Genomic DNA, 13,061 nt, shown 5'->3' with positions numbered 1-13,061 from the left:
CAACTGCGAAGACATGCCCACCGAGCTCCTCCCCACATAGACCGCTGCGCGCACGCAGATTGCATGGACCGGGACCAGTCCCCGGCCACAGGAACCACGTGCGCACAGCCCACCCGTGATCGGACTGGTGTGGTGGCTGACCGCTGAGAACGCGGCGTAAGGCATGGCCACCGACGCGCAACGCGTCACGCCCCTCGGGGCGGCAGGTTCGAATCCTGCGAGACGATCACGCCCCACCCCGCCGAAAAATCCATCAACACCCAACCCACGGCCACCTCCCGCGCGGCGTGTCCGCAAATCCCCCCGTCGCGTTTCGTGTGTCGTCGCGTTTCACTCCTGGGAGGTGCTCATGCCTCGTGTTGCCGCGGATCACGGGACGTATCGGGCGTATCTCCGGTGCCGGAAGCGCGACGAGGGTGCGTGCACGGCGTGCGTCGAGGCGAAGCGGGACCGGGCGGCGAAGGTGTCGAAGTCTTCGGCGTCGAGGATCGCCGCGGCGGCGGGCGCTGTAGCGGCACCGACAGAGCCGCCGCAGGTACCGGTGGGGGATGCCCCGCTGACCGAAGAGGGCCACATCTCGCGCCTGGAGGTGCTCAAGGAGCTGCTGCAGGAGCAGCGCGAGCTGGTTCCAGTTCTGAAACAGAAGGACCCGGCTCGGGCATACCTGCTCATGCGGGATCTGAAGGACACGATGCGCCAGATTGCCGAGATCCAGGGCAACGGTCAGGTGAAGGGGGTCACGCTTGCCGACCAACTCGCCGAAGCCCGAGCTCGTCGGGAGGCAGGAGCCAAGGCTGCTGCGGATCCCGGAGCGCGCGGGGTCGCTGGCTGACGAGGCTCTGGATCTCGCTTACCTGGCTGGGGTGGGGTGCGATCCCTGGCAGGAAATCGAGCTGGATGCGATCTTCTCGATCGACGCGTTCGGCCGGTGGGTGTGCACGGAGTACGGCAAGCTTGTGGCTCGCCAGAACGGCAAGGGCAACATCATCTTGCCGTTCGAGCTGGCTCACCTGTTCCTCTGGCCGAAGCCCGACGGTGAGCCGAAGACGATTGTCCACACCGCCCACGAGCTGAAGACCGCGAAGGAAGCGTTCCGACGCCTGAAGCGCGTCATCACGGGCTCGCCGATCCTCATGGGCGAGCTGCTCGGTGGTGAGCGCGGGATCAAGGACAACAACAACGAGCGCGGGTTCGAGCTGGCGAACGGCAACCGCCTGCTGTTCATCGCTCGGTCGAAGAACTCCGGTGTCGGCTTCTCGGTTGATGTGCTCGTGGTTGACGAGGCGCAGCAGACGCCCATGGCCGCGATGGACGCGCTCCTGTTCACGACCTCGGCCATGGACAACACGCAAGTGCTCTTCACAGGCACGGTGCCCGACGAGCTGAACGACGCGGAGTACTGGGAGGGTGTCCGCGATCGTGGTCGCAGCGGCTCGGACCCGCGCACCGGCTGGTCCGAGCACAACCCCGAAGGGTCCGACGACCCCGATCGTGCATCGCTGATCGACATCCGTGACCCCGAGAACTGGAAGGCCTCGAACCCCGGCCTCGGATACCGCGCGGGACTGAACCGCGCGACGATCGAGGACGAGATATCCCGGCTCACGCCCGATGCCGTCCGGCGGCTCCGGTTCTCGGTGTGGCCGAACCGTCGGCCGGCGGAGGCAGCGAAGCTGTCCGAGTTGGACCTCGAGGTGTGGAAGCGCCACGAGCGTGAGGACGCCGGCGTGACCGGTGATGGTGTGGTGCTGTCGCTCGCGCTGGGCCGCGGCGGTGGGTACGCGACGATCGGCGCTGCGGTTCGTGCCGACTCGGAGAGCATCGCGGTCGAGCACCTGCACACGGACCGCGGCACGCTGTGGGTTGCGCCGATGCTGAAGGAGCTGAAGGCGCAGCACGGGAACGCGCTCGTTGTCCTTGACCCGAAGAACGCGGCCTCGGTCATCGCGTCGTTGGATCAGGCGAAGGTGAAGTACCTCGCGATGAACCTCGACGAGATTGCCGCCGCGCACACCCTGTTCATCGAGCACGTCAACGCGGGTCTCGTCCCGCACCGTTCACAGGACGAGGTGACGAAGTCGCTGGAGCTTGCGACGACCCGCAACATCGGCCGCGCCGGGGTGACGTGGGAGCAGTCGGACCCGACGAAGCCTGTCTCTATGGCGCAGGCGGTCACGTGGGCTCTGTGGGGCGTCTTGAAGTCCGAGGCCAGCCCGAAACGTCAACCGGCACCTTTGCCGCCGTCACCGACCGTTGTGCGGCGTGCTGATGGTGGCCGTCATGAGGAAGATCTGCGGACTATCCGCTTCTAGACCGAGGAGGTCCGCCGTTGCCCGAGATCGGATATCAGGCGGACCCGGGTCTCACCGGGTGGTCGTCGCTGCTGAACTGGATGACGGAGCGGAACCCGGATCTGCAGTGGCCGCAGTCGGTTGAGGTGTTCGACCGGATGCGTCGTGAGGATCCGCAGGTGAAGTCGGTGCTCCGCGCCGTGACTCTCCCGATCCTCCGCACCGACTGGGTGATCGACGGGTCCGGGTGTCGCGACGTGGTCACGAACCACATCGCTGATGATCTCGGCCTGCCGGTGAAGGGTCAGCCGTTCGTCGCTCCGCTGCGGACGAAGGGTCGGTTCTCGTTCAAGGAGTTCCTGCGGCTCGCGGCGCTCGAGCTGGTGTACGGGCATTCGTTCTTCGAGCAGGTGTACGACATCGGGTCTGATGGGCTCGCGCACATCGGCAAGCTCGCGTGGCGGCCGCCGCGCACAATCTCGGAGATCGACGTCGCCTCGGACGGCGGGCTGGTCGCGATCAAGCAGCAGGCGCTGAAGGACGGCAAGGCCGTCATCATCCCGGTGGATCGTCTGGTCGCGTTCGTGAACGAGCGTGAGGGTGCGAACTGGTTCGGGGAGTCGTTGCTGCGCGCCGCGTACAAGATGTTCATCCTGAAGGACCGGGTGCTGCGGATCCAGGCTCTCACTGCGGAACGCAACGGCCTCGGCCTGCCGGTTTACAAGGCGCCGCCGCTGCCGGAGAACGCGGTCGACTGGACGTTCGAGCAGGCTTCGACGTGGCTCGACGATCAGATCGAGGCGGGCAAGAAGCTCGCCACCGAGGCGCGCGCCGGTGACGCAGCCGGTGTCGGGCTCCCGAACGGTGCCGACTTCGCCTTCATGGGCGTCACCGGGAAGCTGCCCGACACGGATGCGCTGATCCGGTACTACGACGAGCAGATCGCCGCCGGCGCGCTGCTGCACTTCCTCAGCCTCGGCGGCGACAACGCGACCGGTTCGTACGCGCTGGGGGAGACGTTCGCGACGTTCTTCACCGACTCGCTCAACGCCGTCGCGCAGCACCTCGCTGAGGTGATCCAGCAGCACGTCATCGAAGACCTCGTCGACGCGAACTGGGGACAGTCGGAGCCGGCGCCGCGGATCATCCCTGCGGTCATCGGTGAGACGCAGCCGATCACCGCTGACGCGTTGAAGGCGCTCGTCGACGCGCGGGTGATCTTCCCCGACGCGTCGCTCGAGGCGTGGACGCGCGCGAAGTACGGCATGCCGGTGAAGGATCCGGCGACATCCACCGCTCAACCGACACAGGGAGCTGCAGCATGACCACCGTCCGACAGAACCGCCCCGCTCAGACCGCGCCGGAAGCCTTCCGGGGCGACCGCCGGTACTGGGGGTCGGTGGAGCCGCCCACGTCGAAGGCTGCCTTCTTCGGCGCGGTGACCGCACCAGCCGCGGAGGGCGACGCCACCGTCGCGACGATCCGCATGTACGGCCCGATCGACTCGTGGGGCGGATGGTGGGGCATCTCCGCTGAGGACGTCGCAGGGGTTCTCGACGCGCTGCCCGCCTCGGTGGAGCAGATCATCCTCCGCATCAACTCGCCGGGCGGTGAGGTGTGGGAGGCGATGGCGATCCTCAGCATGCTCGGCGCGCACCGGGCTCGAGTGACCGCGGTGGTCGACGGGATTGCCGCGTCGGCAGCTTCGTTCATCGCTGCGGGCTGCGCCGAGACGGTGATGAGCAAGGGCAGCCAGATGATGATCCACTCGGCTCACTGCATCGCCTGGGGCAACTCCGAGGACATGCGGAAGACAGCGGACATCCTCGACGTGATGAACGCCTCCGCGATCGAGGTGTATACCGACAAGGCCGGCGAGAAGGACTGGGTTTCCCTCCTCGCCGCTGAGACCTGGCTCACCGCCACGGCCGCCGTCGAACTGGGCCTCGCCGATCGCATCGACGTTGTCCCCGACGCAGGCGTCACCGCGACCGTCGGCACGACCGACGACGTCCAGGAGGACGTGGTCGTCGTCGTGGTCGATGAGAACCCGGAGGACGCCGTGAGCGCCCGCATCCGTGCCGCGGCGGCGTCCGCGCGCGCGGCCATCCCCAAGCCCCCGAGCTCGTCCGAGCCGGGTACCCCCAACCGAAAGGAGACCGTCGTGGCAAACGACGAGCCCCAGGCTGGCGTTCAGGAGCGGCTCGGCGCGACCGAGACCGAAACCCCGGAGGTCGCTGCGGCGGCTCCCGAGGTGACCCCGACCGCCGCCGCCCCCACCGCTGGCCTCCCGGAGGGCATCGTCGCGATCGACGCGAACGTGCTCGCCGAGCTGCGCAGCAACGCTGCCCGCGGCGCCGAGGCCCGCGCGGAGCAGGACCGTGCACGCCGCGACGGGATCATCGCGACCGCACTGCAGGAGGGCCGCATCAGCGCGTCCTCGCGTGAGCACTTCCGGGCGCTGCTCGAGAAGGACGAGGAGGGCACCACCGCGGTGCTCGCCACGCTCGCGAAGAACACCGTCCCCGTCGAGGAGCTCGGCCACCAGGCCGTCGCGTCCGACGACGCCTACCCCGCGCACTGGGCGCGCTGAGAGGAGCCAGCATCATGGCAAACGAGTGCATCCCGGCGTACGAGCCGGGAACCCACCTGACCGCGATCGTCGGCTCCGGCGGCGTCACGGGCAAGACGTTCGTCGACATCTCGGCGGCCCTGTCGGTGTCGGCCGGTACGCCGGCGACCGTCGTCACCGCGACCGCGGCGGGCCTGTCCGTCGGTGTCGCGGTGCGTGACGCGGCCGCGGGTGCGAAGGTCCTCGTCTTCCGTTCCAAGGGTGCTGTGGTGCCCGTGACCGCCGGTGGGAACATCGCGGTCGGTGCGGAGGTCGAGATCGGTTCGAGCGGGCGTGCCGTCACGCTCGCTTCTGGCAAGGCCCGTGGCCGTGCCTGGTCGGCCGGAACGTCCGGCAACGACGTCTTCATCGAGCTCTACTGAGAGAGGAGAGCACAACCATGGCACAGAACGCTGCGGCGTACCCGCTCGCGGGCCCCACGGTCTCGGGCTCCACCATCACGGTGGAGACGATGCTGAACCAGCCGACTCGCATCACGCGGTACCTGTCGGACATCACGCTCCGCAACTACATCAGCCCTCTGTTCTTCTCGAGCCCGGGTGGTGTTTCGGGTGGTGCGGTCATCTACGACCAGCTCACCCTGAACGACCTGTTCCCGACTCGGGATGTGCAGGAGGTCGCGCCGGGTGGCGAGTTCCCGCTCGTCACGTCGGACAACGGCACCCCGAGTGTCGCGGCGGTCGAGAAGCACGGTGGCAAGTTCTTCGTCACCGACGAGGCTCGCGACCGCAACGACGGTGGTGTGATCCAGCGCGAGGGCCGCAAGCTCATCAACGCGATGATCCGTCGTCAGGACGCGCGCGCCATCGCGATCGTCGACGCGGCGATCGCGGGCATCGGCTCGCAGACCGTCGTCGGCCTGAACTGGAACAACACCGTCACCGGTGGTTCCAGCCAGTCGAACGCGTCGGCGTGGCCGGCTGCGGACTTCGCGAAGGTGCAGCTGCTCGCCGATCAGCAGGAGCTGGGCGTCGAGATCAACACGTGGGTTCTGAACCCGTCGCAGTACGCGCAGCTGCGGCTCGTGTACGGCTCCGACTTCGAGGCGGTCGCCGCCTCGTACGGTCTCACCTTCCAGCCGTCGAACCGTGTCGCCGCGGGCACGGCGTACGCGCTCGAGGCGGGTCAGCCCGGGGAGCAGCGGTACGAGAAGCCGCTGTCCACCGAGACGTGGCGCGACCCGGACCATCAGCGCACGTGGGTCCAGACCGACGCGCGCTTCGTCCAGTACGTCACGAACCCGTACTCGGTGTTCAAGGTGACGGGTCTGGCCGGCTGATGGCCAAGCGGACGATCCGGGCGGGCATCGCAACCTACCGGGCGGCCGATGGCCGTGAGGGCGTGTTCGGGTTCCTCGGCGACGAGGTCGACGTCCACAAGGACGATCTGGAGCGGTTTGACCGTCTCAACCCGGCGGAGCCCGAGAAGGACAACGACGACGGCGACGCTTCGGCGTCGGCCTGACGAGAGGGGGCGGTGGGATGGGTATCACACCGGATGTCATCGGCACGGACGAGGATCTCGTCCGTGAGGTGCTGGCGGAGGCTCGTTCCATCGCCCCCTGCATCTTCGCTCTCGACGAGACGTCGGAGGAGTGGAAGACGGCCGTGTCGATCCTGAAGCGGGTCTACGCGGATGTCGAGGACCGCGGCTCCCGGATGGTGAAGTCGGAACGCATCGGCTCCGCTGGTGTCGATTGGGCCGATGTGGTGTCGGCGTTCGATGGGTCGCGTACGCGTGCTCTGCGGTCGCTGTGCGGCTCTACGGTGGCGTCTGGTCTTCCGGTGGGTTCGTTCCCGTTGGAGCGGCCCATCAGTCGCTTGTGGCCGGAGCGTGACTGCTGATGCACCGGATGCGGTTCCCGTATGGGCGGACCGTGTGGCGGTTGCGTGGCGGTCCGGAGTGGGACGAGTACAGCGAGACGTACAAGCCGGAGGACTGGGAGCACCCCATCCTGCTCGCGCTCCCGAAGTCGTTCATCGCGCAGACGTCCACGGCGTTGCTGGCGACGGCGACGCGTGATCAGGCGTCGGAGTCGAAGTCGCTGTTCTGCGATGGTGCTCTCGACGTGCAGAAGGGTGACCGGATCTTCGACGGCACCTTCACCCCGCCGCTCCCGGAGTCGGCGACAGCGATCCCTGCAGGGACGGTGTTCGTGGGTGCGACGTACCAGATCGATGGCATCCCGCCGGCCGCGGATACGAACCCCTTCACTCGGTTCACGCCGCCGCGGGAGATCCCGCTGACGCGTTACGTCGGCTGACGATACGATCTCGCTCATGACGATCGATCGACCGAGCGCGACGCCTCCAGGGTGGTACCCGAACCAGAACGGCGCGCTGCAATGGTGGGACGGCGCGTCATGGGGTCAGCTTGCCCCGGCCGTAGCGCCGATCGTGATCCACACCCGTCCGATGAAGGACGCAGGTATCGGCTACCTGCTGCTCATCCTCTTGGGCGGGTTCGGAGCCCACCGGTTCTACCTCGGTCGCGCGGGCAGCGCAGTCGCAATGCTCCTGATCTGGTGGTCGGGCTGGGCTCTGACCGTGATCGGAGTCGGCATCTTCATGCTCCTCGCGGTCGTCATCTGGTGGATCGTCGATCTCTTCCTGATCCCTTCGATGGTCAACGAGTACAACACGCACCCGTAACAGCAGCGACGGGCGCCCGATGAGTCGGAGGCCCGCGATGCCAATCGATTTCAACGAGAGCTTCTTCGATCAGCTCGGACGCTCCCAGGGCGTGATCGACATCGTCGATGCTGCCACGGCAGCGATCGCCGAAACGGCACGCGAGACAGCACCCGAGGACAGCGGCGACTACAAGAACGGCATCGGCACCGCCGGGAAGTTCCAGAAGCGCTACGTCGGGCTGGTCGTCGCCTCTGACCCGAAGTCGATGATCATCGAGTCGAAGACGGGGAACCTTGCGCGCGCGCTCCGCAAGAACGCCAAGGGGCGCCGTCGTGCCTGACCCGATCCTCATCCACGATGACCTCGAGCTCTACCTCATTCGCAGGTTCCGCGAGCTACTGTCCAGCCGACCCGAGCCGGTGTGCTCGGACGTGAAGGTGGACAGGGTCGAACCGTCCGGTGAGTCCTCATCCTGGCCCGCGCGCGTCCTCATCATCCGCGACGACGGGACGACGGATCTCGAGCTTCACACAGGCGAGGCTTCAGTCGGGTTCACCGTTCTCGCCGGGACGAAGAAGAGTCCGAAGGAAGCGAAGGATCTCGCCGCGATCGTCCGCGGGCTGATCGACGAACTGCCGTCAGCTGACCCTTCGAACCCAGTCGCGGCCGTGACCAGCCGGTTCGGGCCGGTGATGGTCGCGGAGAACCAAGACCGTGCACGTGTGTACATCACTGCGACCCTCCGCGTCGTCGCACGCGCTCACTGAGCCACCCACAGGGCCTTCGCCCGACCACCCAACAATGCGCCCCGACCGGGGCGTTCTTCATTGAAAGGACAACCCATGACTGTCGACAGCTCTGGGAACGACATCGAAGCGGTCGGCGTCCCGGTCTCTGGCCGCATCGCGTTCGCTCCGTTCGGCACTCCGCTCCTGACGCCCTCGCAGGGCAACCAGGGCGACATCACGTCCCTGATGGGACTGTTCACCCCGATCGGTCTGTTGAAGACCGACGGGGGCCCTCAGTTCGCGTGGGCCGCCTCGGGTGACCCGATCGAGTTCTGGCAGGAGGGCTACTCGATCCCCAGCGGACTCGCAGACGTCACCCTGGGCATCACCGCCGCTGAGGCGCTCCGAGCGGCGGTGCGGGCGATCATCTCCGGCATGACTCCCGACGCCAACAACATGACCGTCATCGACGGAGGCGGACACGCGACCCGCTGGGTCGTGTACTCCGAGGAGATCTTCAAGAACGGTGCCGTGCGCCGCCGTCAGGCACCCAACGTGCAGCTCGCATCCTCAACCGAGGATCGCAGTGAGCGCGGCGGGGTCATGGGCAACGCACTCTCGTTCAAGATCAACCGCGACATCGGCATCGGGGGGCACTTCCGCGAGTGGGTCATCATGTCTCCCGCCTCCGGCGCGAAGACCGGATGGAACGTCACCCTCAACGGTTCGCCGACCGGGGGATCGTTCGCGCTCTCCGTCAACGGCGCGTGGACCGCTCCCATCGCGTACAACGCAAACGCCGCGGCGGTCGCTGCCGCGATCAACGCCCTCGCCGGCGTCACGGGCATCAGCGGAGTGACGGCCTCGGGTACCTCGCCGATCGCGCTGACGTTCCCGTCCGCGGTGCAGCTCGCCGCGAACGGCTCGGGCCTGACGGGCGGAACCTCGCCGTCGGTGACGGTCGCGTAACGACTGGCGGGTGGCGGCGATCGTGGGTGACGCCGCCACCCGCCTCTCATTTCACCCACTTCACCCACATCACCCACGGAAGGACACCCACATGGCTGAGAAGCCGATGCCCGAAAAGGGCAAGTACGACGTCATCGATGACGTGTTCCGATACACGTCCAAGAAGGGCGTCAAGTTCGTCATCGACCTCGATATGCCTGCCGAGGTCATGGAGGTCGCGACCGGCGGCGAGGAGAAGACCGAGGAGCAGCAGTTCGATGCCGTCGCTGAGTGGCTCGGCGCGGACGTCCAGGAGGCATACAAGGGACTCGGTGGGCTGGAACGAGCCCGCTTCATGCGAACCTTCTTCACCGAGTTCGCGAAGGCGGCGCAACTTCCCCTGGGGGAATCCCTGAGCTCCTCCGTTTCGTAGAGGAGCACCGCTCAGCACTCACATGGGACTTCAAGCGCTATCTCGGCGTCAGGTTGTCGCGTCTCGGCGTGGACTTCACCTACGGCGAGGCGCGCACATGGATCGAGGAGCTCGGCCGAGAAACAGGGTCTCACCTGGTCGCCGAGATGTCCGGGTTCGTGCGTGCGGCGACGCACGCAGAAATCGCGACCGTCCTGCAAGCGGAAGCCACGCTTAACCGCTACCGCAACACGAAGGCAGTTCCGGAGCCGATCGAACTCCCGCTGCCATGGCGTCGTCACGACAACAACGAGGATCTGACTCCGCAGATGCGGGCCGACCTCGAGCTGCGACTGAATGCGGTGTCCGCGTTCCCTGACTGAGCGGAGGATCCGGATGGCCGGTGATGGTCCTCAGGTTGGTCAGGGAACAGTCGCAATCGTCCCCACGTTCGTCGGGTTCCGGTCGGCGACGAACAAGGAGATGGACGCCGCGGCCCAGACCGGCAGCGCCGGTTTCAAGCGTGCGTTCGCTCGGACCGGGCAGGACTCTGGTAAGCAGGTCGGCGCAGGCTTCAAGGCCGCGTTCGACCAGCAGTCGACCGGGTTCTCCGACAAGGCGGTGCGTGACCTTCAGGCCAGCGTCACAAAGGCCACGCGGACGCTCTCGGCGGCACGTCTGAAGGAGCAGGACCTCGCCGGCAACGTGCGTGTCGCGGAGGCACAGCTCGCGGAGGCGCGCACGAAGTACGCTTCCGACTCGTCTCAGGTTGTGCGAGCCCAGGAGCGGCTCGCAGCAGCCGCGCGGAAACTCGGCGTGGCACAGGACACGACGCAGGCGTCGACCGAGGATCTCCGCGCCGCACAGAAGCGCCTCGCCGATGCGGCCGACAGCGCCGGCGATCAGCTTGCACAGGCGGGCCGTCGCGGCGGCGAAGGATTCAAGTCCGGCTTCCTCGGAGGACTCTCTGGCCTGAAGGCCGGTGTCGTCGGCGTGATCGCCGCGATCGGGCTGGGACGGATCATCGAATCCGCCGTCAGCGGTGCGCGCGATCTCGTGGTCGGTTCGATCGAGATCGCTTCTGACCTGAACGAATCCATCAACGCAGTTCAGGTCGCGTATGGGGATGCGTCCTCGTCGGTGCTGAAGCTCGGCGACAACAGTGCGAAGTCGTTCGGGCTCAGTAAGCGGGAGCTGAACTCTTACGCGACCCAGTTCTCCTCGTTCGTTCAGACGATCGCGGGTCCAGGCGGCGACATCGCGGGAACATTCCGCGAGCTCGTTGGGCGAGGGTCCGACTTCGCGTCGGTGTTCAACATCGATGTCGCTGAAGCTCTTTCGACGTTTCAGTCTGGCCTCGCTGGCGAGTCGGAGCCGCTGCGCAAGTACGGCATCGATCTGTCAGCGGCGACCGTCCAGGCGTTCGCGTACTCGCATGGAATCGCCGCTGCCGGGTCCGAGCTGACGGAAGCGCAGAAGGTGCAAGCCCGTTACGGGGCGTTGCTCGCGCAGACGTCAAAGGTTCAGGGCGACTTCGCGAACACGTCGGATCAGCTCGCGAACAAGAACCGCATCAACGCGGCCTCGTGGGATGACATTCAGGCGAAGATCGGGACGGCTTTTCTGCCGGTTGCTCAGTCGCTCGCGACGATTATCGGTGATGATCTGCTGCCGGTGATCGCTGATCTCGCGGAGAAGCAGGGGCCGGCGCTGGCTATGGCGTTCAAGGATGCGCTGCCGGCGTTCCTGCAGTTGGCGAAGGATGTCCTGCCGCAGCTGCCCGGACTGTTCACGTCCGTCGCGGAGTCGCTGCCCGCGATCATCCAGCTCACGCAGATCCTCGTTCCGCTCCTACTGGGTATCGTTCAAGGCACCACAGACGCGACGGCGGCTGTGGGCGCGTTCTTCGACCTGATCACAGGCAACAAGAGCATCGACGAGATCTCGGCTCAGATGGCGGGCCTTACTGGTCCGATCGGTGATGTGATGCGTGGCGCCGAGTTGCTCGGAGCGCAGTGGGGTGCGTCGATCGGCAGCATGGTGGCGCAGGGGCAGCTGCTGTCCGCTCAGATCGGTGCGCGCATCGGTGAGGTTGTCGGGTTCGTGCAGTCCCTGCCGGACCGTGCGGCTGCGGCACTTGCGGGTGCGGGTGATCGGCTCGTGTCGTCGGGGCGTGCGATGATCCAGGGTTTCATCGACGGGATCAACGACATGCTCGGACCCGCCGGTGATGCCGTGAACGGTGTCCTGTCCTGGGTCGCCGGGTTCTTCCCTCACTCGCCCGCGAAGCAGGGCATCTTCTCAGGGTCGGGATGGACGGACCTCCCGAAGTCTGGCACCACCCTTCTCGAGCACTGGTCTTCGGGGTTCTCGGCCGGAGTCTCGGACCCGTTCACGTGGGCATCCTTCGCTTCGTCCGGTACGACTTCGGGCGGCGGTACGAGCGGGATCGGATCGGATGTGATTCCTGTCACTCGTGACGATCTCACGTACTTCGCGCAGCAGATCGTCGCTGGCATTCAGGGGCTCCGGTCGGTGGATGCGCGGGCTTCGGAGCAGAAGGCTCTTCGTGGGTGGGATGGGGGCATCTGATGGTGTCGACCGCTGTGGCGTTCACGGACATGCTCCCGTCGCCTCGGGTGCAGCTCGATATCGACCCGACCGACCTTGATTCTGCGGCGGTGTCTGTCACGGTGTGGCAGACATCGCCGTGGGGTCAGGAGAAAGTGAACCGTACTCGGCGACTGGTCGCGGGTGGTGCTGTCATCGATGACTTCGAAGTCCCCGGTGGTGTGCCTGTGGTGTACCGGGTGGAGCAGTTCGACGCGTCGGGGGCGACGCTCGGGTTCGCCCTGAACCTGCCCGTGCAGGTGTCGTGGGATCCGGGTGATGTGATCCTCTCCGACCCGTTGGATCCCGGGAATGCGGTCCGTGTGCGGGCGGAGAAGTTGTTCGCGGGGTCGCTGGAGCGTGGCCGTTCTTCCTCGCTCTACCGGGCTGGCTCGAAGACGTTCGTGATGGCGGGGCCGATGTCGGGGTTCCAGAAGGTGTCGCTCCGGGTGGTGACGGAGAACGATGCTGATCGGACCATGCTCGGGCTGATCACCGAGCAGGCGACGATGCTGGTGCGTGCGATGCCACAGACCCGCCTGCCGGGCGTTCTGTACGTGTCGGTACCCACGGTCCCGATGGTCCCGTTCAACGCGCGTACGGGCGGAGACGTGGACGTGTGGGACATGGCCGGTGACGAGGTGTCACGACCGGAGATCGACATCGTCGTGGCCGTGTACTCGTACGACCTCTTCAAGGCGTACCTGGATGCGAAGTACCCGCCGGAGGCGACGTACGACGATGCGGCGACGGAGTGGGCGACGTACGTCGATGCGGCGCGGACGCGCCCGTCACCTGTGTAGGGGG

Annotated in this window: 17 protein-coding genes; all 17 read left to right on the top strand. The window is 66.6% G+C overall.

What is annotated here, in order from left to right; translation table 11 throughout:
- The first annotated feature begins 349 nt into the window (after positions 1–349).
- The 17 genes from KY498_RS04245 (at position 350) to KY498_RS04165 (ending at position 13,057) form a co-directional block, all read left to right on the top strand.
- Positions 350–832, top strand: coding sequence for a hypothetical protein (locus KY498_RS04245; RefSeq protein WP_191008862.1), 483 nt, complete (start codon positions 350–352; stop codon positions 830–832).
- Positions 744–2,312: a hypothetical protein gene (locus KY498_RS04240; protein WP_191008861.1), complete on the top strand. Its 1,569-nt coding sequence runs from the start codon at positions 744–746 to the stop codon at positions 2,310–2,312. The genes KY498_RS04245 and KY498_RS04240 overlap by 89 nt, the downstream gene beginning before the upstream one ends.
- 17 nt (positions 2,313–2,329) lie before the next feature.
- A complete protein-coding gene (locus tag KY498_RS04235) occupies positions 2,330–3,616 on the top strand; it encodes a hypothetical protein (RefSeq protein WP_191008860.1) in 1,287 nt (428 codons plus the stop codon).
- Positions 3,613–4,884, top strand: a complete 1,272-nt coding sequence (locus KY498_RS04230; protein ID WP_191008859.1) for a head maturation protease, ClpP-related — start codon at positions 3,613–3,615, stop codon at positions 4,882–4,884. Before KY498_RS04235 ends, KY498_RS04230 begins: the two co-directional genes overlap by 4 nt.
- Before the next feature lie 14 nt (positions 4,885–4,898).
- Positions 4,899–5,285 carry a capsid cement protein gene (locus tag KY498_RS04225; protein WP_191008858.1) on the top strand — a complete coding sequence of 129 codons (387 nt, stop codon included), beginning with the start codon at positions 4,899–4,901 and terminating at the stop codon, positions 5,283–5,285.
- 17 nt (positions 5,286–5,302) lie between these two features.
- The gene (locus tag KY498_RS04220) at positions 5,303–6,202 is read left to right on the top strand and encodes a major capsid protein (RefSeq protein WP_191008857.1); all 900 of its coding nucleotides are present in this window, start codon (positions 5,303–5,305) and stop codon (positions 6,200–6,202) included.
- The gene (locus KY498_RS04215; protein ID WP_191008856.1) at positions 6,202–6,387 is read left to right on the top strand and encodes a hypothetical protein; all 186 of its coding nucleotides are present in this window, start codon (positions 6,202–6,204) and stop codon (positions 6,385–6,387) included. The genes KY498_RS04220 and KY498_RS04215 overlap by 1 nt, the downstream gene beginning before the upstream one ends.
- Positions 6,388–6,404: 17 nt before the next feature.
- Positions 6,405–6,767: a hypothetical protein gene (locus KY498_RS04210; protein ID WP_191008855.1), complete on the top strand. Its 363-nt coding sequence runs from the start codon at positions 6,405–6,407 to the stop codon at positions 6,765–6,767.
- 32 nt (positions 6,768–6,799) lie between these two features.
- Complete coding sequence (locus KY498_RS04205; protein ID WP_191008854.1) at positions 6,800–7,186, top strand: hypothetical protein; 387 nt, start codon at positions 6,800–6,802, stop codon at positions 7,184–7,186.
- Positions 7,187–7,202: 16 nt separating this feature from the next.
- On the top strand, positions 7,203–7,574 hold the full coding sequence (locus KY498_RS04200) for a TM2 domain-containing protein (protein ID WP_219879507.1): 372 nt from the start codon (positions 7,203–7,205) through the stop codon (positions 7,572–7,574).
- Between the two features lie 37 nt (positions 7,575–7,611).
- A complete protein-coding gene (locus KY498_RS04195; RefSeq protein ID WP_191008853.1) occupies positions 7,612–7,896 on the top strand; it encodes an HK97 gp10 family phage protein in 285 nt (94 codons plus the stop codon).
- The gene (locus KY498_RS04190; protein WP_191008852.1) at positions 7,889–8,323 is read left to right on the top strand and encodes a hypothetical protein; all 435 of its coding nucleotides are present in this window, start codon (positions 7,889–7,891) and stop codon (positions 8,321–8,323) included. Before KY498_RS04195 ends, KY498_RS04190 begins: the two co-directional genes overlap by 8 nt.
- Positions 8,324–8,398: 75 nt before the next feature.
- Complete coding sequence (locus KY498_RS04185) at positions 8,399–9,253, top strand: hypothetical protein (RefSeq protein ID WP_191008851.1); 855 nt, start codon at positions 8,399–8,401, stop codon at positions 9,251–9,253.
- A gap of 91 nt (positions 9,254–9,344) precedes the next feature.
- Positions 9,345–9,665, top strand: a complete 321-nt coding sequence (locus KY498_RS04180) for a hypothetical protein (protein WP_191008850.1) — start codon at positions 9,345–9,347, stop codon at positions 9,663–9,665.
- 68 nt (positions 9,666–9,733) lie between these two features.
- On the top strand, positions 9,734–10,027 hold the full coding sequence (locus tag KY498_RS04175) for a hypothetical protein (RefSeq protein ID WP_112931213.1): 294 nt from the start codon (positions 9,734–9,736) through the stop codon (positions 10,025–10,027).
- Between the two features lie 13 nt (positions 10,028–10,040).
- On the top strand, positions 10,041–12,236 hold the full coding sequence (locus KY498_RS04170; RefSeq protein ID WP_191008849.1) for a hypothetical protein: 2,196 nt from the start codon (positions 10,041–10,043) through the stop codon (positions 12,234–12,236).
- Positions 12,236–13,057: a hypothetical protein gene (locus KY498_RS04165; protein ID WP_219879506.1), complete on the top strand. Its 822-nt coding sequence runs from the start codon at positions 12,236–12,238 to the stop codon at positions 13,055–13,057. Before KY498_RS04170 ends, KY498_RS04165 begins: the two co-directional genes overlap by 1 nt.
- Positions 13,058–13,061: the final 4 nt, after the last annotated feature.

It is taken from the genome of Microbacterium sp. PAMC21962 (assembly GCF_019443465.1).
In the GTDB taxonomy this organism is placed as follows: Bacteria; Actinomycetota; Actinomycetes; order Actinomycetales; family Microbacteriaceae; genus Microbacterium; species Microbacterium hominis.
The sequence above is the reverse complement of the archived record's forward strand: the minus strand, read 5'-3'. Positions and strand labels throughout refer to the sequence as shown.

Coding starts and splice junctions, on each gene's coding strand:
- KY498_RS04225 (WP_191008858.1), top strand. CDS start 4,899: ATGGCAAACGAGTGCATCCCGGCGTACGAGCCGGGAACCCACCTGACC.
- KY498_RS04180 (WP_191008850.1), top strand. CDS start 9,345: ATGGCTGAGAAGCCGATGCCCGAAAAGGGCAAGTACGACGTCATCGAT.
- KY498_RS04195 (WP_191008853.1), top strand. CDS start 7,612: ATGCCAATCGATTTCAACGAGAGCTTCTTCGATCAGCTCGGACGCTCC.
- KY498_RS04200 (WP_219879507.1), top strand. CDS start 7,203: ATGACGATCGATCGACCGAGCGCGACGCCTCCAGGGTGGTACCCGAAC.
- KY498_RS04245 (WP_191008862.1), top strand. CDS start 350: ATGCCTCGTGTTGCCGCGGATCACGGGACGTATCGGGCGTATCTCCGG.
- KY498_RS04230 (WP_191008859.1), top strand. CDS start 3,613: ATGACCACCGTCCGACAGAACCGCCCCGCTCAGACCGCGCCGGAAGCC.
- KY498_RS04170 (WP_191008849.1), top strand. CDS start 10,041: ATGGCCGGTGATGGTCCTCAGGTTGGTCAGGGAACAGTCGCAATCGTC.
- KY498_RS04165 (WP_219879506.1), top strand. CDS start 12,236: ATGGTGTCGACCGCTGTGGCGTTCACGGACATGCTCCCGTCGCCTCGG.
- KY498_RS04215 (WP_191008856.1), top strand. CDS start 6,202: ATGGCCAAGCGGACGATCCGGGCGGGCATCGCAACCTACCGGGCGGCC.
- KY498_RS04210 (WP_191008855.1), top strand. CDS start 6,405: ATGGGTATCACACCGGATGTCATCGGCACGGACGAGGATCTCGTCCGT.
- KY498_RS04220 (WP_191008857.1), top strand. CDS start 5,303: ATGGCACAGAACGCTGCGGCGTACCCGCTCGCGGGCCCCACGGTCTCG.
- KY498_RS04185 (WP_191008851.1), top strand. CDS start 8,399: ATGACTGTCGACAGCTCTGGGAACGACATCGAAGCGGTCGGCGTCCCG.